This is a genomic window from Paenibacillus sp. FSL H7-0442, assembly GCF_038593105.1.
Classification (GTDB): domain Bacteria; phylum Bacillota; class Bacilli; order Paenibacillales; family Paenibacillaceae; genus Paenibacillus; species Paenibacillus polymyxa_D.
The window spans coordinates 4,937,432-4,961,515 of record NZ_CP151963.1 but is presented as its reverse complement, the minus strand read 5'-3'; the positions used below and the strand labels follow the sequence as shown (position 1 = coordinate 4,961,515).

The 24,084-nt window shown below is 56.1% G+C and carries 6 protein-coding genes; 5 read left to right on the top strand and 1 reads right to left on the bottom strand.

Annotated elements, in window-relative coordinates:
* Positions 1-624 precede the first annotated feature (624 nt).
* Positions 625-975 (top strand): TnsA endonuclease N-terminal domain-containing protein, encoded by a 351-nt coding sequence (locus tag MHH57_RS21860; protein ID WP_341040084.1) that lies wholly within the window; start codon positions 625-627, stop codon positions 973-975.
* A 333-nt stretch (positions 976-1,308) separates the two neighbouring features.
* On the opposite strand, the gene MHH57_RS21855 is transcribed toward MHH57_RS21860, so the two are convergent.
* Positions 1,309-1,539, bottom strand: a complete 231-nt coding sequence (locus MHH57_RS21855) for a hypothetical protein (protein ID WP_340956976.1) — start codon at positions 1,537-1,539, stop codon at positions 1,309-1,311.
* A gap of 509 nt (positions 1,540-2,048) precedes the next feature.
* Between MHH57_RS21855 and MHH57_RS21850 the strand changes: the two genes are divergently transcribed.
* The 4 genes from MHH57_RS21850 (at position 2,049) to MHH57_RS21835 (ending at position 24,009) form a co-directional block, all read left to right on the top strand.
* Positions 2,049-17,000 (top strand): amino acid adenylation domain-containing protein, encoded by a 14,952-nt coding sequence (locus MHH57_RS21850; protein WP_342434514.1) that lies wholly within the window; start codon positions 2,049-2,051, stop codon positions 16,998-17,000.
* A gap of 154 nt (positions 17,001-17,154) precedes the next feature.
* Positions 17,155-20,463 carry an amino acid adenylation domain-containing protein gene (locus MHH57_RS21845; protein ID WP_342434513.1) on the top strand — a complete coding sequence of 1,103 codons (3,309 nt, stop codon included), beginning with the start codon at positions 17,155-17,157 and terminating at the stop codon, positions 20,461-20,463.
* Complete coding sequence (locus tag MHH57_RS21840; RefSeq protein ID WP_342434512.1) at positions 20,453-22,279, top strand: ABC transporter ATP-binding protein; 1,827 nt, start codon at positions 20,453-20,455, stop codon at positions 22,277-22,279. The genes MHH57_RS21845 and MHH57_RS21840 overlap by 11 nt, the downstream gene beginning before the upstream one ends.
* Entirely contained in the window at positions 22,276-24,009 is a 1,734-nt protein-coding gene (locus MHH57_RS21835; RefSeq protein ID WP_029517531.1) for an ABC transporter ATP-binding protein, read from the top strand. Before MHH57_RS21840 ends, MHH57_RS21835 begins: the two co-directional genes overlap by 4 nt.
* The last annotated feature ends 75 nt before the right edge of the window (positions 24,010-24,084 follow it).

Here is a 24,084-nt window from a genome sequence, read left to right as displayed (position 1 = left end):
AAATCAAATAGCTTTTACCCGACCCATCTGCTTACTAATTATACTTACTTATAGCCCATATTATAGCTTATTCATACCCTACTGTACCCTACGAGTAGCCTATGAATAGGCTACGAAGTAAAATATAGCTAAAAAATATTACTTTGCTATTGTATAAAGCTGTGAGTTGTTATATTCTACATTTGTATTTTGAAGTAAAACTAAAATATATCTTAGGAGTAGAAAAAGATAACTGAACTTTACTCTGATTTAGTAGTTCTAAAAAGAAGGTGAATAATGAGCAAAATTCGATCAAGTAACTCTATAGCATCTATTCAACGGAAAATCAAAGAAGGAAGAGGTCAAGGCCACTTTTCGGAATATAAACCTTGGTTGACGGTACATGATGTACCTTCAATAGGGATAGTTACTCGAATTCTTGGTTGGAAAAGTGGTCGACTTCACCATTATCTGTCTGAACACTTTGAATTGGCACATCATTGCCAAATGGAAGTGGTCAGAGCAAGTGATTGATATTCGCGAACAATTTCCTTTATTACCCCTAGATAAAACCCTCTATATTGCATAAAAGTTAAACATCCAACTGACCCCAAGAATAAGCTTCCCATCATTATGACTACAGATATGTTACTTACAGTAAAACAAGAAAAAAGTATAAAATTTATTGCACATTCTATCAAACCTTTTAACAAGTTGACAAAACGAGTTGTAGAGAAATTACAGATTGAAAAAGAGTTCTTTAAAGACCAAAAGATAGAGTGGGCACTTATTACGGAAAGGCAGATAAACTACAATTTATTCAGGAATGTCGAATGGCTTCATAATGCTAAAAACAACGATAAGTTGTCAAATCACCATATAAATAGTCTCGAAGATAATCTCTATTATGCTATTCAACAAAGTGAAAAACCATTTGCGAAAGTTACAAGAGAACAAGATGAATTATTTGGTTTACCAAGTGGGTACTGGATATGACTCATCTAATACAGCCTACTCTACAATCCATGATTATTTTAGAAAATAGACGCAAGCGCAAGGATTCGGAGCACCAGCAGAGAATATATACAGGGAAGATCTCCCAAATTGGCCGGCACCCCGCCTCAGTGTCGACACGCGTCGAATTCCCCGATTGATGGCAAGCCATTCCCAGTGTTTCTTCTCCATTCGCTCTTTTTAGGCAAAATATTAACACTTTATGTTGGGAAGACCCAATTTAACTAAAGTTTTACTATACATTATTGGAAATTTTGATATAATTCTACCTAGGTCAACCTTCCAATTATGATAGAAAATAGAATTGGATGGTTTTTATACCTGTCCAAGCTGTGCCGCGAGAGACCAGTCCACTGGCAACCCAGCAAGCTGGCATGCGGAGACCGACAATTGTGGAAAATGACAGTCGAGAATATGTTGCTCCATGACGTCAGAAGGTTCAGAAAGGATGAAGCCAACCTTATCCCAATTCCGATGGAAGATGAAGCGCGTGAGCATTTTTGAAAAGCTGGAATTCACCGCCAATCCAAGGGCTGTCCCGTTCATGCCATACGGAGCATTCTTTGAGCCTCATGCAGCACCATCGTCACATCTAATCGTCAGGAAAAGCTCACTACCCCGCAGCCGGATCTTTACTTATCCACACCAGGCGGGGGAATACACAAATCGTACATAGAGTGTATCAATATCCTTAAACATAGGCTTCGACAAAGGCAGCTCGGGTGCCGAATCCGGAGGTACGGCCGACTTTCTGCTGGCCGGCCGGAACCCTACAGCAAGTCTTACATCGATGGGAGGAACATCCCTTGTCCACCCCCAAATCCAATTCCGAACCCAATGTTAAACCAAAGCCCGTCTTCGGGCGGCTCGTCCGCAGCAAGCATATTGAAGCAGAGGAGCCGGAAGCAGCCGCATCTCTTGCGTAGAACAATGCTCTTTGTTGTCTTTCACGCATGGGAGCCGAGCGGGACAGCTGCTAGGCAGAGGATTGCCGCATGCGATCAACCGGGCAAGCGAAGCGGTGACCTGGCGAAAGCCATTGACATTGTTGTCACATGTTTGAAAAGGCGGGGAGCGAGGCTGGAGCGTTGCTGCGGCATATGCTCCGCCGGATTGCTTTTGCCGATGAAGAGAGGGGAACGATCCAGATGGCTTTTGAAAAAGAAACGTTGTTTTGGAACGAAAAATTCGGTAGCGACGATTATACCTTGACGCGGCTGCCTTACAGCAAAGCTCCAAGCTCCCTGGCGCCCATTATGACAACCGTCGGCGGTTCGCTTTCGGAGGAAGTGGCGCAGCGCGTCCTTCAAATGAGCAAGGGGGCTCCACTGGCCACTTTTATGATTTTGCTCGCCGGTGTTCAGTCGCTCTTGCATAAATATACAGGCGCTTCTGACATTCTGGTCGGCATGCCAGTTGTACGGAAACCGACGGAGACGCGCCGATCCGTTAATCATACGGTCATTTTGAAAAACTCGCTTTCGGTGGGTGCGACTTTTAAAACGCTTCTGAGCGAGCTGAGGACTTCCTTGCCGGAAGCGATTCAGCACCAACATATTCCGTTCTTGAAAATGGCGGAGAAGCTGGACCTGCAATATGCAGACGGGATACCCGTCATCCATACGCTAGTATCCCTTAAGGAGCTGCATCTGGACGAAATCGGGCAAAACGTGGTCACGGATTGTTCCTTTGAATTCAGCTTAACCGGCGGGACGATACAGCTAGCGCTGTCATATAACGAGCACTTATATGACTCCGAGTTCATGACTCGGGTCGTCGGCCATCTGAATCGCCTGCTGGCCGTGGGGCTTCACGAGTTGGAGCTGGACATCGTGCGGGCGGACATGCTGTCGGAGGACGAGAAATTTCAATTGCTGCAAAGCTTTAACGATACCGAGAAGGACTATCCCCGTGATCGGACGATTCATCAGCTCGTGGAGGAGCAGGCGAAGCGGGTGCCCGAAGCGACGGCGGTTGTCTTTGAGGGGCGGCGGCTTTCGTACGCGGAGCTGAATGAACGGGCGAACCGGCTGGCGCGGACGCTGCGATCGGTCGGCGTGCTGCCCAATCAGCTGGTAGGCTTGATGGCCAGGAGATCGCTGGAGACGGTCGTTGGCATTCTGGCGGTTCTGAAAGCTGGCGGTGCCTACGTGCCGATCGACCCGGAATACCCGGAAGAACGCATCCGCTACATTCTGGAGAACTCGAACGCGCAGTTGCTGCTGACTCAAAGGGAGCTGCTGCTGCAGGTGCCGTTCGAAGGGACCGTGGTGGCGCTGGATGACGAGCAGGCCTACAGCGACGATGGCTCGAACCTGGAGCCGGCCAGCGGTCCGAACGATCTGGCTTATGTCATCTATACATCAGGTACGACGGGCAAACCCAAAGGGGTCATGCTGGAGCATCGCGGGCTGGTCAGCCTGAAACTGACGTTTGCCCATACGCTTCACACGACCGAACAGGATCGAGTGCTGCAATTCGCCAGCCTATCGTTCGATGCGTCGTGCTGGGAGATGTTCAACGCCCTGTATTTCGGGGCGACCTTATATATACCGTCAACCGAGACGGTTTTGGATGATCAGCTGTTCGAACGTTTCATGAACGAGCATGCAATTACGATCGCCACTTTGCCGCCAACTTATGCGGCTTATTTGAATTCAGACCGCCTGCCGAGTCTGAGCAGGCTCATCACGGCGGGCTCCGCCGTTTCAGCAGAATTCGTGCAGCAGTGGAAAGACAAGGTACAGTACTATAACGCGTACGGTCCGACGGAAGCCTCGATCGCCACATCCGTGTGGGCGGCGTCTACGTATGACACCGAACGCAGAGCGATACCGATCGGACGTCCGATCTGGAACCATCGCTTGTATATACTGGGCGCACAGAATCAGCTAGCGCCTATCGGAGTGGAGGGAGAATTATGCATCGCGGGCGTCGGCCTCGCCCGGGGATATTGGAACCGGCCGGATCTGACGGCGGAGAAATTCATCGAACACCCGTTTGAGCCCGGAGAGAGACTGTACCGGACGGGCGACTTGGCCCGCTGGCTGCCGGACGGAAATATTGAGTACTTGGGCCGGATTGACCATCAGGTGAAAATCCGTGGATTCCGGATCGAGATCGGCGAGATTGAAGAGCAGCTTCTGAAGATCGACTCCGTGCAGGAGACGATCGTAATCGCGCGGGAAGGCAAAAGCGGGCAAGAACTGTGCGCTTACCTGGTCGCGGGCCGCCCGCTTACGCTCGGCGAGCTGAGAAGCGAGCTGGCGCAAAAGTTGCCGAATTACATGATTCCGGCGCATTTTGTTCAGCTTCCGCGGATGCCGCTCACGCCGAACGACAAAATCGACCGCAAGGCTTTGCCCGCCCCGGAAGGAAACGCACTGACCGGCGGCGCGTACGTAGCTCCCCGCAATGAAGCGGAGCGGACGCTTGCCGATGTGTGGCAGGCGGTATTGAACGCCGATCGCGTTGGGGTAACGGATCATTTCTTCGAGCTGGGCGGAGACTCGATCAAGTCCATTCAAGTATCTTCGCGGCTTCATCAAGCCGGGTACAAGCTGGAAATCCGGGATTTGTTCAAATATCCGACTATCTCACAGCTCAGCCTGCATGTGAAACCGATCGGACGTACCATCGATCAAGGCGAAATAACGGGTGAAACGGCGCTGACGCCGATTCAGCATTGGTTTTTCGAGAGCTCCTTTGCGGACCCGCATCATTTCAACCAGTCGGTGATGCTGTACCGGAAGGAACGCTTCGACGAAGAGACGGTGCGTCAGGTGCTGCAAAAGCTGGCCGAGCATCATGACGCCTTGCGGATGGTGTTCTGCAAGACGGAACAAGGGTTTAGCGCGCGGACCCGCGCGATTCAGGAAGGCGGGCTGTTCACGCTGGACGTGTTCGACTTCAAGGATGCGGAGAATACCGCGCAGGCTGTGGAAGCGAAGGCAACGGACATTCAAGCGGGCATCGATCTGGAGAACGGGCCCCTCGTGAAGGCGGGACTGTTCCGGTGCGCGGACGACGATCATTTGCTGCTTGCGGTTCATCATGCCGTGGTGGACGGCGTGTCTTGGCGCATTTTGATGGAGGATTTCGCTCTGGGTTACGAGCAGGCCGGCAAAAGCGAGGAAATTCGTTTCCCGGCCAAAACGGATGCGTACCGCACTTGGTCCGAGCAGCTGGCCGCTTACGCGCAAAGCGCGGAGATGGCGAAGGAACGGGCCTATTGGCAGGCCGTGGAACAAATTGCGGTTCCGGCCGTGCCGAAGGATCTGGAGGCGGACGTTACGACGCAGCAGGACAGCGAATCGCTGTTCGTGCGTTTGACTCCCAAAGAAACGGAGCTGCTGCTGAAGCGGGTTCACCGGGCCTACAACACCGAAATGAACGATATTTTGGTAACGGCGCTCGGCATAGCCGTTCGCAAGTGGACGGGACACGAACGGGTGCGGATCAATCTCGAAGGACACGGACGCGAATCGATCGGAACGGATATCGACATCACGCGCACAGTCGGCTGGTTTACGACCAAGTTTCCGGTCGTCCTAGAGCCGGAAACCGACCGGGATTTGGCCTATCAGATTAAACAGGTCAAGGAAAGTTTGCGCCGCATTCCGAACAAAGGGCTTGGGTACGGCATATGCCGCTATCTCTCCAAATCGGAGGATGGCTTTGTTTGGGGCGCAGAGCCGGAAATTAATTTTAATTACCTCGGCCAGTTCGACGATGATGTCAACCAGGACGAGATCGGTATATCTTCTTATTCCGGCGGCAGCCCGGCCAGCGACCGGCAGGCCCGCAGCTTTGTGCTGGATATCAACGGCATGGTGCTGGACGGCGCTTTATCGCTTGATCTTAGCTACAGCCGGAAGCAGTATCACAAGGTAACGATGGAAGCCTTCGCTCAGCGGCTTGAGCAAAGTCTACGAGAGCTCATTATCCACTGCGCAGGCAAAGAAAATACCGAATTGACGCCTAGCGACGTGCAATTTAAAGGCTTGACCATCGCCGAACTAGAGCAAATCGCCCAGCGCTCGGGCCATCTCGGGGAAATCGAAAATATTTACTCGCTTACGCCGATGCAGAAGGGCATGTGGTTCCACAGCGCGCTTGACCGGCAAACGGCCGCTTACTTCGAGCAGACGCGATTTACGATGAGGGGAGTACTCGACGTCCAGCTTTTCGAGAGGAGCTGGACGGAACTTGCGAAACGTCATTTGGTGCTGCGGGCGAATTTTGTGCAAGGACCGGCGGGCGAGCCGCTGCAAATCATATACCGCGACAAGCCGGTCGGCTTTGAATATGAAGAGCTGCTTCATTTGCAGGCGGACGAGAAACAAGCGTATTTGGATAAAAAGGCCGAGGATGACAAACTTCGCGGCTTCGACATGGAACATGACGCGCTCGTTCGGGTTACGATCCTGCGCACCGAAGAGCAAAGCTATCATGTGCTGTGGAGTTTCCAGCATATTTTGATGGACGGCTGGTGCCTGCCGCAGCTGACGCAGGAGCTGTTTGAGACGTACTCGGCCTTGGCATCCGGCAAGCAGCCAGCGGGAGATAAGGGATCGGATTATGGCGCTTACATCGAATGGTTGGAGAAACAGGACGATCAGGCGGCATCCGGCTATTGGACGGCATTCCTGGCAGGTTATGAAGGGCAAACCGTACTCCCGGGACAAAAGGAACCGGCGCCGAACGGCAGATTTACGGCTGATCACGTCACCGCCGAGCTGGGCAAGGACTTGAGCGAGCGGATGGACCGGGTGGCGAAACAGCGCCTGGTTACGGTCAATACGCTGCTGCAAGCCGCTTGGGGCGTTATGCTGCAAAAATATAACGGAACAAACGATGCCGTATTCGGCAGCGTCGTGGCCGGAAGACCGGCGGAAATCCCGGGTATCGAGTCCATGATCGGGCTATTCATCAATACGGTGCCGGTCCGCGTCACGAGCGAAGCGGACACCGTGTTCGCCGACCTGATGGCGAAGCTCCAAGAGTGGGCGCTGGAGTCCGGGCGTTATGATTACTATCCGTTGTATGAAATTCAAGCCCGCAGCGTGCAAAAGCAGAACCTGATCAACCATATCATCGCTTTCGAGAACTATCCGGTGGACGAGCAGATGGAGCAGGCGGGCGACCAGCAGCACGGCGACCTGACGATCGCTGACGTTCAGATGGAGGAGCAGACGAACTATAACTTCAACGTGACCGTGGTGCCGGGAGTCGAAATCGAAATCCGGTTTGACTTTAACGCCGAAGTGTTCGATAAAGACAGCATCGAGCGGCTCAAGGGGCATCTCGTCCATCTGCTGGAGCAGGTGACGGATAAACCGGAAATTACAGTGGGCGAGCTGGAACTTGTGACGGAGGCGGAAAAGGCCGACCTTCTCGGACGTTTTAACGACACCACCACGGAATTTCCGCGCGAGAAGACGCTCGTTCAATTGTTCGAAGAACAGGCGGAGCTTTACCCGGACAACGTGGCCGCCGTCATGAACGAGCGACAGCTGGCTTACCGCGAGCTGAACGAGCGATCCAACCGCCTTGCGCGGAAGCTGCGGGAGACGGGAGTAGAAGCGGACCAACTGGTAGCGATTCTGGCCGAACGCTCGCTCGATATGGTCGTCGGCATTCTGGCGATTCTCAAAGCGGGCGGAGCCTACGTGCCTGTCGATCCGGACTACCCGGAGGAGCGCATCCGCTTCATGATCGAGGATTCGGGCGCGCCGTTATTGCTGATTCAAAAGCATCTGCACGAGAAGACCGACTTCGCAGGAACGCGCCTCGAATTGGACGATTTCGTTTGGGGCGACAGAGGGGCGGACTCCGAAGGTGCGTTGGACGCTTCGAACCTGGAGCCAATTTCCGGGCCGGGCAACCTGGCATATGTCATCTACACGTCAGGAACGACCGGCAGACCGAAAGGAACGCTGATCGAGCATAAGAACGTCGTGCGCCTCCTGTTCAACGACAAGAACCTGTTCGACTTCGGGCCGTCTGACACGTGGACGCTGTTCCACTCGTTCTGCTTCGATTTCTCCGTCTGGGAAATGTACGGAGCGCTGCTGTACGGAGGCAAGCTGGTCATCGTACCGCCGCTGACGGCGAAAAGTCCAGCCGATTTCCTGGCGCTGCTGGGCCGCGAACAGGTCACGATTTTGAACCAGACGCCAACGTACTTCTACCAGCTACTGCGTGAGGTCTTGGCGGACCATCCGTACGATCTGCGGATTCGCAACGTCATCTTCGGGGGCGAAGCGCTGAGTCCGCTGCAGCTCAAGGGCTTCAAGACGAAGTACCCGGAGACGAAGCTGATCAATATGTACGGCATTACCGAGACGACTGTTCACGTTACATATAAGGAAATAACGTGGGTCGAAATGGAGGCGGCGAAGAGTAATATCGGCAAGCCGATCCCGACGCTGAAGGTGTACGTCCTGGATGAAAACCGCCGCCCTGTGCCGATCGGCGTAGCGGGCGAAATGTACGTGGCCGGGGAAGGCCTTGCGAGAGGATACCTGAACCGTCCGGATCTGACGGCGGAGAAGTTCGTCGATTCCCCGTTTGCGGAGGGGGAGAAACTGTACCGCTCGGGTGACTTGGCGGCTTGGCTACCGGACGGCAACATCGAATACCTGGGCCGGATCGATCATCAGGTGAAGATCCGCGGGTACCGGATCGAGCTGGACGAAATCGAGACGCAGCTGCTGAACGTCGAGGGCGTGGAAGAAGCGGTGGTGCTCGCCCGTCAGGACGGCGAGGGCGAGAAGGCGCTTGTCGCCTACTTTGTGGCGGACCGAACGCTGACGGTCAGCGAAATGAGAACCTCGCTGGCCCAGGGAATGCCGGGGTACATGATCCCGTCGTACTTCGTGCAGCTGGAGCGCATGCCGCTGACGACCAACGGCAAAGTGGACCGCAAAGCGCTACCGGAGCCGCAAGGCGGCATACAAACGGGCGTCGAATACGTAGCGCCGCGTAACCGGACGGAGTCCCAGCTTGTGAAGATCTGGGAGGAAGTACTGGGCTACTCCGGCATTGGAGTCCTGGACAATTTCTTCGAGCTTGGAGGCCACTCCTTGCGGGCGACGAACCTTGTCAGCAAGATTCAGAAGGAAATGAACGTCGAACTTCCGTTGCGCGACGTATTCCGCTACTCGACAATCGAAGAGATGACTCTTGCCATCTCCCGGATCGGAAAGCAATTGTTCTCGTCGATTCCGCGGGCAGGCGCAAGAGCATATTATCCGCTTTCCTCGGCTCAGAAGCGGCTGTTTATCCTGAATCAGCTGGAAGGGGCCGATCAGAGCTACAACATGCCGGGCGTGCTGCTGCTGGAAGGATCGATTGACCGGAGCCTGCTGGAGAAGGCTTTCCGGGGACTGATCGCACGGCACGAAACGCTGCGAACCGGCTTTGAGATCGTACAAGGCGAAGCAATACAGCGCATTTACGAGAGCGTCGACTTTGCTGTCGAGTACCGTCATGCGAGCGAGGAAGAAGCGCCTGAAGTCGTGCAGGCCTTCATCCGGCCTTTCGACTTGGCGAAGCCTCCGTTGCTGCGGGCGGAGCTTGTAGAGCTGGCAGCCGAACGTTATTTGCTGATGTTCGACATGCACCATATCGTCTCCGACGGGGTTTCGATGGACGTGTTAGTCGAGGAACTCGTTCGTCTGTACGGTGGCGAGTCATTAGAGCCTTTGCGCATTCAATACAAGGACTATGCGGTATGGCAGCAGTCGGACGAGCAAAAAGTGCAGTTGAAACGCGAGGAAGCTTACTGGCTGGACCGTTACCGGGGCGAGCTGCCGGTTCTGGAAATGCCGACGGACTATCCGCGTCCTGCCGTGCAGAGCTTTGAGGGACAAACGCTGACGTCCTTCGTGGACGAGGCAACGAACGAAGGCTTAAAGCAACTGGCGGCTCAAAGAGGAACGACGCTGTATATGGTGCTGCTTGCGGCATATACCGTGCTTTTGCATAAATACACAGGTCAGGACGATTTGATCGTCGGAACGTCGATTGCGGGCAGAACGCACGGAGACACGCAACCTTTGATCGGAATGTTCGTTAATACGCTGGCGCTCCGCAATTATCCGGCTTCGGAGAAGACCTTCCTGTCGTATCTGGAAGAAGTGAAAGAAACGACCTTAGGCGCTTACGAGCATCAGAATTATCCGTTCGAAGAGCTCGTCGATAAAGTGCAGGTCAGCCGGGATTTGAGCCGCAACCCGCTGTTTGACACGATGTTCTCCCTGCAAAACTTGGAGGACAAAGAGTTTGGGCTGGAAGGGCTGAAATTGTCCCCGTACCCTAGCGAATACGGCACGGCCAAGTTCGACCTGAGTGTGGATGTTACGGAAGAAAACGGCGGCCTGGAGTGCAGCTTTGAATTCGCAACGGCTCTTTATAAAGAAAGCACGATCCGGCGGCTGTCGACTCATTTCGGACATTTGCTTGCGGCGATCGTAAGCCGTCCGGATGCGAAGATTGCCGAGCTGAACTTGTTGACGGCAGAGGAAAAAGAGCAAATTCTCGGCGCGTTCAACCCGGCGCAGCCGGAAGCGGCTCCTGCGGCCGCGTTCCACCGGCTGTTTGAGGAACAGGCGGAACGCACGCCGGAAGCGGCAGCTGTCGTGTACGAGAACGACCGGCTGACGTATGCGGAGCTGAACGAGCGGGCGAATCGCTTGGCGGCTACGCTGCGCGCAAACGGCATCGGCCGGGAGACGATCGTCGGCATTCTGGCCGAGCGTTCGGTGGACTTGCTGGTGGCCGTGCTGGCCGTCTGGAAAGCGGGCGGGGCGTATGTGCCACTCGACCCGGATTATCCAGCGGACCGCGTGCGGTTCATGCTTGAAGACAGCGGAGCGAAGGTGCTGCTGACGCAAACGGCGCTGCGAGAGCGTGCCGAAGCCTGGCTCGGCGAAGAGGAGTTGGCGCTGGCGGCGGTGCTGTACCTGGACGACGAAACCTCGTACAGCGAGGAGTGGACGAATGCCGACAGCTTCCATGAAGCCCGTCCAGAGGACCTGGCGTACGTGATCTACACGTCGGGAACGACGGGCAAGCCGAAGGGCGTGATGATCGAGCACCGCAGCCTGGTGAACACGGCGGCGGGCTACCGGCGGGAATACCGGTTAGATCAGTTCCCGGTGCGGCTGTTGCAGCTCGCAAGCTTCTCGTTCGACGTGTTCGTGGGAGATATCGCGCGGACGCTGTACAACGGAGGCACGATGGTGATTGTGCCGAAGGACGACCGGATCGATCCGTCTCGTCTGCACCACTGGATGGAGCGGGAACGGGTCACCATCTTCGAATCGACGCCGGCGCTGATCGTGCCGTTCCTGGAGTACGTGCACGAGCAGCAACTGGATATGAGCTGGATGGAGCTGTTGATCACGAGCTCGGACAGCTGCGGCGTGGCGGATTATCGCACCTTGCAGGAACGCTTCGGCTCGTTGTTCCGGATCATCAACGCATACGGCGTGACGGAAGCGGCGATCGACTCCAGCTTCTACGACGAGGAGCTGGCGAAGCTGCCGCAGACAGGCCATGTGCCGATCGGCAAGGCGTGGCTGAATGCGAAATTCTACATCATGGATGCGCACCTGAATCCGATGCCGGTCGGGGTGCTGGGCGAGCTGGTTATCGGCGGAGTCGGAGTGGCGCGCGGGTACTTGAACCGTCCGGGGCTGACAGAAGAGAAGTTCGTAGACAGCCCGTTCGCCGCGGGCGAGCGGTTGTACCGCACGGGAGACTTGGCGCGGTGGATGGAGGACGGCAACGTGGACTTCATCGGCCGGATCGACAACCAGGCGAAAATTCGGGGGTACCGGATCGAGACGGGCGAGATCGAGTCGCAGCTGCTGCGGGTGGAAGGCGTGCGCGAAGCGGTGGTGCTGGTTCGAAGTGACGCGAACGGGCAGAAGGCGCTATGCGCGTATTACACACCGGATACCGGAGCGGAGCTGGCAGTGAACGATCTGCGCGGCGCGCTGGCGCAGGAGCTGCCGGGCTACATGATCCCGTCGTACTTCGTGGAGATGGAGCGCCTGCCTCTGACGCCGAACGGAAAAATTGACCGGAAGGCGCTGCCGGCGCCGGAAGGGGAAGCGGGAAGCGGAACGGAGTACGTCGCACCGCGCAATGAGCTGGAAACAAAGCTGGCGGCGATTTGGCAGGAGGTGCTGGGGCTTGCGAAGGAGATTGGCGTTCACGACAACTTCTTCGACATCGGTGGTCACTCCCTGCGGGCGACGACGCTGGTCAGCAAGATTCATAAAGAATTGAGCGTGGATCTGCCGCTGCGCGACGTGTTCCGCCATTCCACCATTGAGAGCATGGCCGCCGCCATTTCCCGGCTGGATGAGCAGACATTCGTTGCCATTCCGGTGGCGGATGACCGAGAGGTGTACCCGCAATCTTTTGCTCAAAAACGTCTCTTTATCCTGAATCAACTGGAAGGCGCGGAGCTTAGCTACAACATGCCGGAAGCGATGCTGCTGGAGGGGGCTTTGGACCGGGCAAGGTTCGAAGAAGCGTTCCGTAAGCTCGTGGCGCGGCATGAAACGCTGCGCACCGGGTTCGAAATGGTGGATGGCGAAGCATCGCAGCGGATTTACCAGGACGTGAATTTTGCCGTGGAGTTCTATCGAGTGGATGAGCAAGAGGCCGAAGAGATGGTTCGCCGTTTCGTCCGTCCGTTTGACTTGGCGAAGCCTCCGCTGCTGAGGGTAGGCCTTGTCGAGCTGGCTCCGGAACGTCATATTCTAATGTACGACATGCATCATATTATTTCCGATGGCGTCTCGATGGAAATCTTTGTTGAAGAATTCGTCCGCTTGTACGGCGGCGAGCAATTGGAGCCTCTGCGCATTCAGTACAAAGACTACACCGTTTGGCAGCATTCGCAGGAGCAGAAAGAACGGCTTCAGCGTCAGGAGGCGTACTGGCTGGACATGTTCCAAGGCGAGCTGCCGGTGCTGGAAATGCCGGCCGACTATCCGCGTCCGGCCGTGCAGAGCTACGAAGGCCAAACGCTGGAGTTTTCCTTCGACGCTTCGAAAACCGACGGCCTGAAGCAGCTGGCCTCGGAAACGGGCACGACGCTGTTTATGGTGCTGCTTGCGGCATATAACGTCCTTCTGCATAAATATTCAGGTCAGGAAGACGTGATCGTCGGTACGCCGATTGCCGGAAGGAATCATGGAGATGTGCAGCCGTTGATCGGGATTTTCTTAAACACGCTGGCTATCCGCAGTTATCCGGCTTCGGAAAAGACATTCCTGTCATACCTGAACGAAGTCAAAGAAACGACCCTCCATGCCTTCGAGCATCAAAACTATCCGTTCGAAGAATTGGTGGACAAGGTGCAAGTCACCCGTGATTTAAGCCGCAATCCGCTCTTCGACACGCTGTTTACGATGCAGAATACGGAAAACGAGGAATTTGAGCTGGAAGGGCTTCGCCTGATTCCTTATCCGAGCGTATTAGATACCGCGAAGTTTGATATCAGCTTGGATGTGGGCGAGGAGAACGGCGGCTTGGATTACAGCTTCGAATATGCGACGGCTCTCTACAAAAGGGAGACGATCGAACGGCTGGCGAAACATTACGAGCAGCTGCTCGAAACGATCGTAAGCCGTCCAGATGCGAAGATTGCCGAGCTGGACTTGCTGACGGCAGAGGAAAAAGAACAAATTATCGGCGCGTTCAACCCGGCGCAGCCGGAAGCGGCTCCTGCGGCCGCGTTCCACCGGCTGTTTGAGGAACAGGCGGAGCGCACGCCGGAAGAGGCGGCCGTCGTGTACGAGAACGACCGGCTGACGTATGCGGAGCTGAACGAGCGGGCGAACCGCTTGGCGGCTACGCTGCGCGCAAGCGGCATCGGCCGGGAGACGATCGTCGGCATTCTCGCCGAGCGTTCGGTGGACTTGCTGGTGGCCGTGCTGGCCGTCTGGAAAGCGGGCGGGGCGTATGTGCCGCTCGACCCGGATTATCCGGCGGAGCGCGTGCGGTTCATGCTCGAAGACAGCGGAGCGAAGGTGCTGCTGACGCAAACGGCGCTGCGAGAGCGTGCTGAAGCCTGGCTTGACGAAGAGGAGCTGGCGCTGGCGGCGGTGCTGTACCTGGACGACGAAGCGTCGTACAGCGAGGAGCGGGCGAATGCGCCGATTGGCTCGGGCATAGTCTCCGGCAAGCTGACGGATACTGTGGACGACGGCGATGAGAGCCATCAGAATGTTGGCACCGACAGCTTCCATGAAGCCCGTCCGGAGGATCTGGCGTACGTGATCTATACGTCGGGAACGACGGGCAAGCCGAAGGGCGTGATGATCGAGCACCGCAGCCTGGTGAACACGGCGGCGGGCTACCGGCGGGAATACCGGTTGGATCAGTTCCCGGTGCGGCTGCTGCAGCTCGCAAGCTTCTCGTTCGACGTGTTCGTGGGAGATATCGCGCGGGCGCTGTACAACGGAGGCACGATGGTGATTGTGCCGAAGGACGACCGGATCGATCCGTCTCGTCTGCACTACTGGATCAGCCAGCAGCAAGTGACGATCTTCGAATCGACGCCGGCGCTGATCGTGCCGTTCCTGGAGTACGTGCACGAGCAGCGGCTGGATATGAGCTGGATGGAGCTGTTGATCACGAGCTCGGACAGCTGCAGCGTGGCGGATTACCGGACCTTGCAGGAACGCTTCGGCTCGTTGTTCCGGATCATCAACGCATACGGCGTGACGGAAGCGGCGATCGACTCAAGTTTCTACGACGAGCCGCTGACGAAGCTGCCGCAGACAGGCCATGTGCCGATCGGCAGAGCGTGGCTGAATGCGAAATTCTACATCGTGGATGCGCACCTGAATCCGGTGCCGGTCGGGGTGCTGGGCGAGCTGGTTATCGGCGGAGTCGGGGTAGCTCGCGGGTACTTGAACCGTCCGGGGCTGACAGAAGAGAAGTTCGTAGACAGCCCGTTCGCCGCGGGCGAGCGGTTGTACCGCACGGGAGACTTGGCGCGGTGGATGGAAGACGGCAACGTGGACTTCATCGGCCGGATCGACAACCAGGCGAAAATTCGGGGGTACCGGATCGAGACGGGCGAGATCGAGTCGCAGCTGCTGCGGGTGGAAGGCGTGCGCGAAGCGGTGGTGCTGGTTCGAAGTGACGCGAACGGGCAGAAGGCGCTATGCGCGTATTACACACCGGATACCGGAGCGGAGCTGGCAGTGAACGATCTGCGCGGCGCGCTGGCGCAGGAGCTGCCGGGGTACATGATCCCGTCGTACTTCGTGGAGATGGAGCGCCTGCCTCTGACGCCGAACGGAAAGATTGACCGGAAGGCGCTACCGGCGCCGGAAGGGGAAGCGGGAAGCGGAACGGAGTACATCGCACCGCGCAATGAGCTGGAAACGAAGCTGGCGGCGATTTGGCAGGAGGTGCTGGGGCTTGCGAAGGAGATTGGCGTTCACGACAACTTCTTCGACATCGGCGGCCACTCCCTGCGGGCGACGACGCTGGCGGGCAAGGTATTTAAGGAATTAAACGTCAACCTGCCGCTGCGCGACGTATTCCGTCACTCGACGATTGCGGCGATGGCCGAGGCGATCGCCCGGATGGAACGGCGGGAGCATGAGGCCATTCCTCAAGCGGAGGAGAGAGAGTACTACCCTCTGTCCTCCGCGCAGAAACGGCTGTTCATTCAGCACACGCTGGATGGAGCGGATCAGCTTTACAACATGCCGGAGCTGGTGCAGGTGGAAGGCGAGTTTGACTTAGACCGGTTGGAAGCCGCCTTGCGGAAATTGATAACACGGCATGAATCGCTGCGCACCGGTTTTGAAATCGTGAAGGCCGAAGCGGTTCAGCGGATTTACCCGCAGGTCGATTTTGCTATCGAGCATCATCAAGCGGATAAAGAGGATGCGGCTCAAATCGAGCAGATCGTCCGCAGCTTCGTTCGTCCGTTTGATCTCGGCAAGCCGCCGCTGCTGCGCGCCGGGGTCATCGAGCTGGAGCCGAACCTGCATATTCTCCTTTTCGACATGCACCATATGGTGTCCGACGGCGTATCGATGGCGATTGTGATCGATGAGTTCTCGAGTTTCTACGCCGGGGAAGAACTGCCGCCACTGCGCATTCAATACAAGGATTATGCCGTTTGGCAGCAGTCGAAGGCCCACCGAGAGCGGATTGGGCGGCAGGAAGCGTACTGGCTGCAAACCTTCGAAGGCGAGTTGCCGACGGCGGACCTGCCGATGGACTACGAACGGTCTGCGGCTCGCAGCTACGAAGGCGCGCATCTGGAGTTCGACGTCGAAGCTTCTCTCTCTGCGCGGCTGCGCGAATTGGCGGCCGAGCGTGAAAGCACGCTGTTCATGGTGCTGCTTGCGGCTTATACCGTGCTGCTGTCCAAGTACAGCGGGCAGGAGGACTTGGTCGTGGGTACCCCGGTGGCGGGAAGAACGAACGCCGATTTGGAACCGGTCATCGGGATGTTTGTCAATACGCTGGCGATCCGCAATCGTCCGTCGGGCGACAAAACGTTCTTGTCCTACCTGGAAGAAGTGAAGGAAACGGCTTTGGGTGCTTTCGAGAACCAGGATTATCCATTCGAGGATCTGGTGGAGCGTTTGAATGTGAAGCGGGAGCCGGGCCGCTTCCCGCTGTTCGATGCCGTTTTCGACTTGCAAAATATCGAAGAACGAGACGCCGAGCTGGAAGGGGTCAGCCTGAAGACTTACGAGCTTGACCATTTGGAAGAAGCGAAGTTCGATCTGACGCTGTTTATGTATGAAAACAACGGGGCGCTGAGCGGGGGCTTCTTCTACGCCACCAAGCTGTTCAAAGAAGCGATGATCCGCACCTTGACCGAGGATTACCTGCGGGTACTGTCTCAAATTGCGGAAAATCCACAACTCGAGTTAAGCCGGATTGAATGTCATAAACCGGCGGCAGGCGCAAAGAGTGCCGTCGATACGATCGAATTCGCGTTCTAATCCTACAAGCGCGCCTCCGCCGTCAAGCGAAAGCGGCGCGCATCCCAAGGAAGACGGCGAACAACGTCCAAGCCCGTAAACGCGCAGGCCGAAAGCATGCTTTTTCGGACCTGCGCCGGGGCATGCGGTCACTTCATTTTTAGGGGAGGTACAAATGAAATCTTTGTTTGAAAAGGAAGAACGGTACTGGAGCGGCAAGTTTGACGCCGATGACAGCCTGAGCTTCCTTCCCTACAGTCAATCCTCCAAATTATACGCCGACGGGGAAGCTGTGGCCGAGCCGGGTTTGCTTCACCGTACTCTGCCGAGCGAACTCTCGGAGAGAATCATTTGCCTCGCCAACGGTTCGGATTTGGCTTTGTACATGATTGTTTTGGCAGGAGTAAAAAGCCTGCTGTTCAAATATACCGGGCGGGACCAAGTGCTGGTCGGCATGCCTTCTTATAGCGCAGACCCCGACGGGACTCCGCCGCCGCATGACATCTTGGTGATCAAGACGTCCGTAAGCCGCCAGACTACGCTGAAAACGCTGCTCGGGGGCATCAAAGCTTCCATCGGCGAGGCGCTGGAGCATCAGCACCTGCCTTTTCGGAAAATGGTGGAGCCGCTCCATCTGGACTATACGGGGGACGGCCTCCCGGTCGTCAACACCGTCGCATCCTTCGCCCCGATTCATCCGGAACCGCTGGGTAACCGGGTGGCGGCCGATACAGTTTTTCGCTTCGACCGTCAAAACCACTCCATTGAGCTGGAAATAAGCTTTGACGGGCAGCGGTACGAGCGGGCATTTGTGGACCAGGCGGCCGACCATCTTGTTCGGCTGCTGTCCGTGCTTTTATTTCAGCCGGATCTGGAGCTCGGACAAGCCGATGTGCTGTCCCCAGACGAGAGGGAGACGCTGCTGAAGCGATTTAATGACACCGAAACCGGGTTCGAGCGGGGGAAAACGATTTACGGCTTGTTCGAAGAACAGGCGGAGCTTTACCCGGACAACGTGGCCGCCGTCATGAACGAGCGGCAGCTGACCTACCGCGAGCTGAACGAGCGATCCAACCGCCTTGCGCGGAAGCTGCGAAAGACGGGAGTAGAAGCGGATCAGCTGGTAGCGATTCTGGCCGAACGCTCGCTCGATATGGTCGTCGGCATTCTGGCGATTCTCAAAGCGGGCGGAGCCTACGTGCCTGTCGATCCCGACTACCCGGAGGAGCGCATCCGCTTCATGATTGAGGATTCGGGCGCGCCGTTATTGCTGATTCAGAAGCATCTGCATGAGAAGACCGACTTCGCAGGAACGCGCCTCGAATTGGACGATTTCGTTTGGGGCGACAGAGGGGCGGACTCCGCCGATGCGCTGGACGCTTCGAACCTGGAGCCGATTTCCGGGCCGGGCAACCTGGCATATGTCATCTACACGTCGGGAACGACCGGCAGACCGAAAGGAACGCTGATCGAGCATAAGAACGTCGTGCGCCTCCTGTTCAACGACAAGAACCTGTTCGACTTTGGGCCGTCCGACACGTGGACGCTGTTCCACTCGTTCTGCTTCGATTTCTCTGTCTGGGAAATGTACGGAGCGCTGCTGAACGGAGGCAAGCTGGTCATCGTACCGCCGCTGACGGCGAAAAATCCGGCCGATTTCCTGGCGCTGCTGGGCCGCGAACAGGTCACGATTTTGAACCAGACGCCAACGTACTTCTACCAGCTGCTGCGTAAGGTCTTGGCGGACCATCCGTACGATCTGCGGATTCGCAACGTCATCTTTGGGGGCGAAGCGCTGAGTCCGCTGCTGCTCAAGGGCTTCAAGACGAAGTACCCGGAGACGAAGCTGATCAATATGTACGGCATTACCGAGACGACGGTTCACGTGACATATAAGGAAATCACGTGGGTCGAAATGGAGGCGGCGAAGAGTAATATCGGCAAGCCGATCCCGACGCTGAGGGTGTACATCCTTGATGAAAACCGCCGCCCTGTGCCGATTGGCGTAGCGGGCGAAATGTACGTGGCCGGGGAAGGCCTTGCGAGAGGATACCTGAACCGTCCGGATCTGACGGCGGAGAAGTTCGTCGATTCCCCGTTTGCGGAGGGGGAGAAACTGTACCGCTCGGGTGACTTGGCGGCTTGGCTGCCGGACGGCAACATCGAATACCTGGGCCGGATCGACCACCAGGTGAAAATCCGCGGGTACCGGATCGAGCTGGACGAAATCGAGACGCAGCTGCTGAAGATCGCCGCCGTGCAAGAAGCCAAGGTGCTCGACTGCGACGACGCGAACGGCCATAAGCAACTTGTCGCTTATTACGTCGCAGAAACGAGGCTGGCGGCGAATGAACTCAAAGAGGAGCTCGCCAAGCAGCTTCCGGGTTATATGATTCCTTCGTACCTCGTGCAGCTTTCGCGGATGCCGCTGACCCCGAACGGGAAAATCGACCGCAAAGCGCTGCCCGCGCCGGAGGAAGCCGCGGACGGAGGAACGGAATATGTCGCGCCGAGAACGCTGCTCGAAATGAAGATCGCCCGCGTCTGGCAGGATACGCTTGGCGTTCCGCAGGTCGGCGTAAAGGATAACTTTTTTGAGTTGGGTGGCAATTCGTTAAGTCTGATGAGGCTCGTTCAAGCCGTTTACGATGAAACGGGCATTGAGATACCGCTGAACCGCCAATTCCATCATGTAACCGTTGAGGCCATGGCTTTCGGAGAGGGGGATCAGGGCCTGGATAAAGGGGGAGACTCCTTCATTAAGTTGAATAAAGCAGGAGATCTGAACGTGTTCTGCTTCCCTCCGGGCAGCGGCTTTGGCATCGGTTATCGAGAGCTTGCAAGCAGGCTCGACGGCGGGTTCGTGCTCTACGGCATTGATTTTATCGACGATGCCGTCGATTACGAGGCCATGCTGAACCGTTATGTGGACGAGATCGTCCGCATCCAGCCGGAAGGACCTTACGTGCTGCTCGGCTACTGCTTTGGAGGCAACCTGACGTTCGAGGTAGCCAAAACGATGGAGAAAAGAGGCTATTCCGTAACGGACGTGCTCATGGTGGACTCGTGGATTAAGGACACGCTGACGTCTTCCGAAACGTCGGAGAAAGAGCTTGAAGAAATGCTTGCCGATTTCGACGAAGAAGAGAAGGAATTAATGAGCAACCCGCTCGTGCGGGAGCGGGTTCATCGGAAGGTCAAAGCGACCTTGGCGTACGAAGCGCAGCTTATTAATTCCGGCACGATCCCGGCCCGGATTTACGAACTGATTGCGAAGGACAGCGAAGCGTTCCGCCTGGAGCACCAATTGCCTTCCTGGCGGGGGGCAACGACGCAAGCTTACGCCGATTACCGGCTGGAGGGTGCGCACGAGGAATTGCTGGAACTCGCGCGCGTGGAAGAAACGGCCGTCGTCATCCGGGACATCTTAGAGCAAGTCAAGCGGCAGATCGAAGCGGAGGCCGGGGTACTGCATGGAAGCTGACCGCCAGCCGTCTGTTCTAGAACAAGGCACAGCGGCGCCTTCCAAGCGTCAAACCGCTTACGCCGCCTGGAAAGCGTTCCGCTGGTTGATGTCCTATGTAAGCCGTCACAAAGGCTGGATGATCGTCGGTGTCTTGTCCGCGATTGCCGCCGCCGTTATTGAGATATGGACGGGAAGTTTGATCGAGCAGCTGACCACCCAGGCCGAGAAGGGGGCGGGGCCAATCGTTCTGCAAATCGTGTACACGGTCTTTGTGGTCATCTTGATCGGTGTGCCGGCGAAGTTTTTCATGAGCTTCGGCGTGGAGCGAAGCAGCGCCTCTGCGGTGCAGGATATCCGCAACCATGTCATGCGTCATATCGGCAAACTCCCGGTCTCCTATTTGGAAAAGCAGCACTCCGGCGACGTATTGTCGCGGATCAACAACGACCTGCAGCTCATCCAGCAGTTTATGATTCGGGACCTCGCCCAGTGGTTTTATCATCCGCTGTTGTTCATCGGCTGTTTCACTTATTTGATCTACCTCCAATGGGAGCTGATGCTGTACAGCCTGCTGTTATTTCCCGTAGCGCTGCTGGTTTCCCAATGGATCGGCAAGCAGTTGGAGCGGTTGACGGAGGAAGCCCAGGCGAACATGGGCCGAATGAACGTCAACCTCCAGGATACACTTGGAGGTATGCCTATTGTAAAAAGCTACCTGCTATCCGGCATGTTATCTCGCTCCTACCAAGTGCTGCTGCAATTGACGGCTCAAAAAAAGCTGGCCGTGAAAAAGCGGGAAGCCTGGGTCAACCCGCTGCTTTCCACGCTGATGATCAGCCCGATCATTTTCGCCGTCAGTTACGGAAGCTATTTGATCTACAAAGGGCAGCTAGGCGCGGGGGAGCTGATCGCCTTCCTGTACTTGCTGAATCTGTGTCTGGAGCCGCTGGAGCATATTCCCGAGCTCATCACGCGGACGTTCGAAATGGCCGGTGCCCTGAGAAGGGTCTCCGAAATCGTCGAGCAGCCGACCGAAACGGAAAATGGCCGTTCGCTTCCGAAAGCGAGCGCCGCCCCCATCGAGTTTCAGAACGTAACCTTCGGGTATGAGGAGAGATCCCCGATCCTGCGGAATGTTAGCTTCTCGGTGCCGGAAGGGAAGACGATCGCGCTTGTCGGAGCGAGTGGCGGAGGGAAGAGCACGGTGTTTAAGCTTGTATACGGCTTTTATCCGCTTCCGGAGGACCAGGGCGAGATCCGCGTGTTCGGCAGCCTGATCCGCGGCGCCGATCCGGAGCAGCTTCGGTCGCATTTTTCCGTGGTAACCCAGGATTCATATTTGTTTAGCGGCACGATCGCTGAAAATATCGGCTACGGGCGGGAAGTAGCGTCGATGGACGAGATTATCGAAGCCGCCAAAGCCGCTCAGGCGCATTCCTTCATTATGCAGCTGCCCGACGGCTACCAGACGTATGTCGGAGAGCGCGGAGGCTTTTTGTCCGGCGGGCAGCGCCAGCGCATTGCAATGGCCCGGGCTTTTCTGAAGGATGCTCCCGTTCTGCTGCTGGACGAGCCAACGTCGGCTCTTGATCCGGAGTCGGAAAGCGCGGTTCAGGAAGCGCTGGGCGTATTGATGAAGCAGAGAACGACGATGGTTATTGCCCACCGGCTTTCTACAGTACAAAACGCCGACGAAATTTGGGTCATGGAACAGGGGAGTATTGTTGAAAAGGGCACTCATGAACAATTGTTGAAGATGAAGGGACTGTACGCCCAGTCGTACTATCAGGAATTTACTGAGTCTGCCGAACGCAGGGAGGTGGCGTACACATGAAAAAGGGCGGATGGCTCTCGCAAGTGAAAGAACTCGGCTACTTGCTGATGTTTATGAACCGCAAGCGCAAAACCCAGTACGCCATTGGCCTGGCCGTGACGGCGCTCACCCAGACATTGTTCCTGATCGCCTTCAGCTTGGTCGTACATAACTTGGTTGATTTCGCCGTGTCCCGAGATACGTCCCTGATGGTGGAAGCCTTTATTATTTTGGGCGCGGTCTTGTTCCTGGAAAATGTGATTTCTCCCTGGTTCATTTACTTAAACCAGCGCAGTGTCGAGCTGACTGTGCTGAATATCCGCGAACGTCTTTATGACAAGCTGTGCCGGGTGCGGCCGAGATTCCTGGAGCAGACGCACCATGGGGACTTGCTGTCGCGGGTGAACAACGACGTAACGACCGTTGAGTTTACATTCTCGCAGGTTTACTTCGTTTTGCTGCTTCAAGTTGTCTTTTGCATCGGCTCCATTGTCTCCATGGTGTTGATCGATTGGCGGTTTGCCGGCGTATCCTTCGTCATTCTGCTGCTGTCCTCCGTGGTCAGCCTGAAATTTGCGCGGGATATTCGCGCCTTGTCCGAACAAGGCTTGCTAACGCTCGGTAAAATGACCGAAAAATTCAAAGATTTTATGGGCGGCATTCAAATTGTGAAGCTGTTCCGCATCCGCACGATTTACGGCCAGTACGAGGCGTTGAACGAACAAATGACGCAGACGCTTCGGCAAACCGCGCAGAAGAATGGCATGCAGGCTGCGGTGAATCATTTTATCAGCTACGTCACGTTCTGCGGCATCATCGTCATCGGCAGTCTTCTTTATGCCTACGGACTGATGGGAATGGGAAGCGTCGCCGCCCTGGCGGTTCTGCAAGTGAATCTGACGCATGCCTTGTTGAACTTGGGGATGGTTCTGTCGATGACCCAAAATTCGCTCGCGGGCGCTCATCGGATTCAAGAGGTACTAAGAGAGGAAGAGGAACCGGAGCGTTTGGGATCTCCTCACAGCGAGCTCGTGTCGGAGGCTGCGGTGGAGTTTCGCGATGTGGAATTTTCCTATCAGGCGGATAAAAAGGTGCTTGTCGACATCTCCATGCAGGTGTTTCCCGGCCAGGTCGCCGCTATCGTGGGGACCAGCGGCAGCGGCAAAAGTACGCTGATCAAGCTGCTGCTCGGCTTTTATCCTGTGGACAGCGGAGAAATCCTGCTCCAAGGCAAACCGTTCGGCCATTACACGCTGGAAGAAATCCGCAGGCAGATTGCATACGTTCCGCAGGAGCCATTCTTGTTTACCGGCACGATTGAGGAAAACATCCGCTACGGCAACCCGGATGCAACGGATGAAGAAGTGATCGAAGCGGCCAAAGCGGCGTACGCTCACCATTTCATTCAGGAACTTCCTGAACAGTATAAAACGCCGGTGGGAGAGAGAGGAGCGTCGTTGTCGGGCGGACAAAGGCAGCGAATTGCGATCGCACGGGCGATTCTCAAAAACGCCCCGATTCTGCTGCTGGACGAAGCGACTTCCGCGCTGGATAACGAATCCCAGCATTGGGTACAGCAGGCCTTGAACGTATTGATGAAGGGGCGCACCACCATTCTGATCGCCCACCGACTCAGCACCGTGGAACATGCGGATTTGATTACCGTCATGAACCAAGGGACGGTCGTCGAGCGGGGCCGCCATCAGGACCTGCTGGCGCTCGGAGGTTTTTACGCCCGGCTGTACGGCTAGATCCGCTTTACGGCGGGCGGCTTCTTGCTCGCGAATGCGACAGAGTCTTTTAGTAATCCAAGGTATGACTTTATA

Coding starts and splice junctions, on each gene's coding strand:
- MHH57_RS21860 (WP_341040084.1), top strand. CDS start 625: ATGTTACTTACAGTAAAACAAGAAAAAAGTATAAAATTTATTGCACAT.
- MHH57_RS21855 (WP_340956976.1), bottom strand. CDS start 1,539: ATGAACGGGACAGCCCTTGGATTGGCGGTGAATTCCAGCTTTTCAAAA.
- MHH57_RS21850 (WP_342434514.1), top strand. CDS start 2,049: ATGTTTGAAAAGGCGGGGAGCGAGGCTGGAGCGTTGCTGCGGCATATG.
- MHH57_RS21845 (WP_342434513.1), top strand. CDS start 17,155: ATGAAATCTTTGTTTGAAAAGGAAGAACGGTACTGGAGCGGCAAGTTT.
- MHH57_RS21840 (WP_342434512.1), top strand. CDS start 20,453: ATGGAAGCTGACCGCCAGCCGTCTGTTCTAGAACAAGGCACAGCGGCG.
- MHH57_RS21835 (WP_029517531.1), top strand. CDS start 22,276: ATGAAAAAGGGCGGATGGCTCTCGCAAGTGAAAGAACTCGGCTACTTG.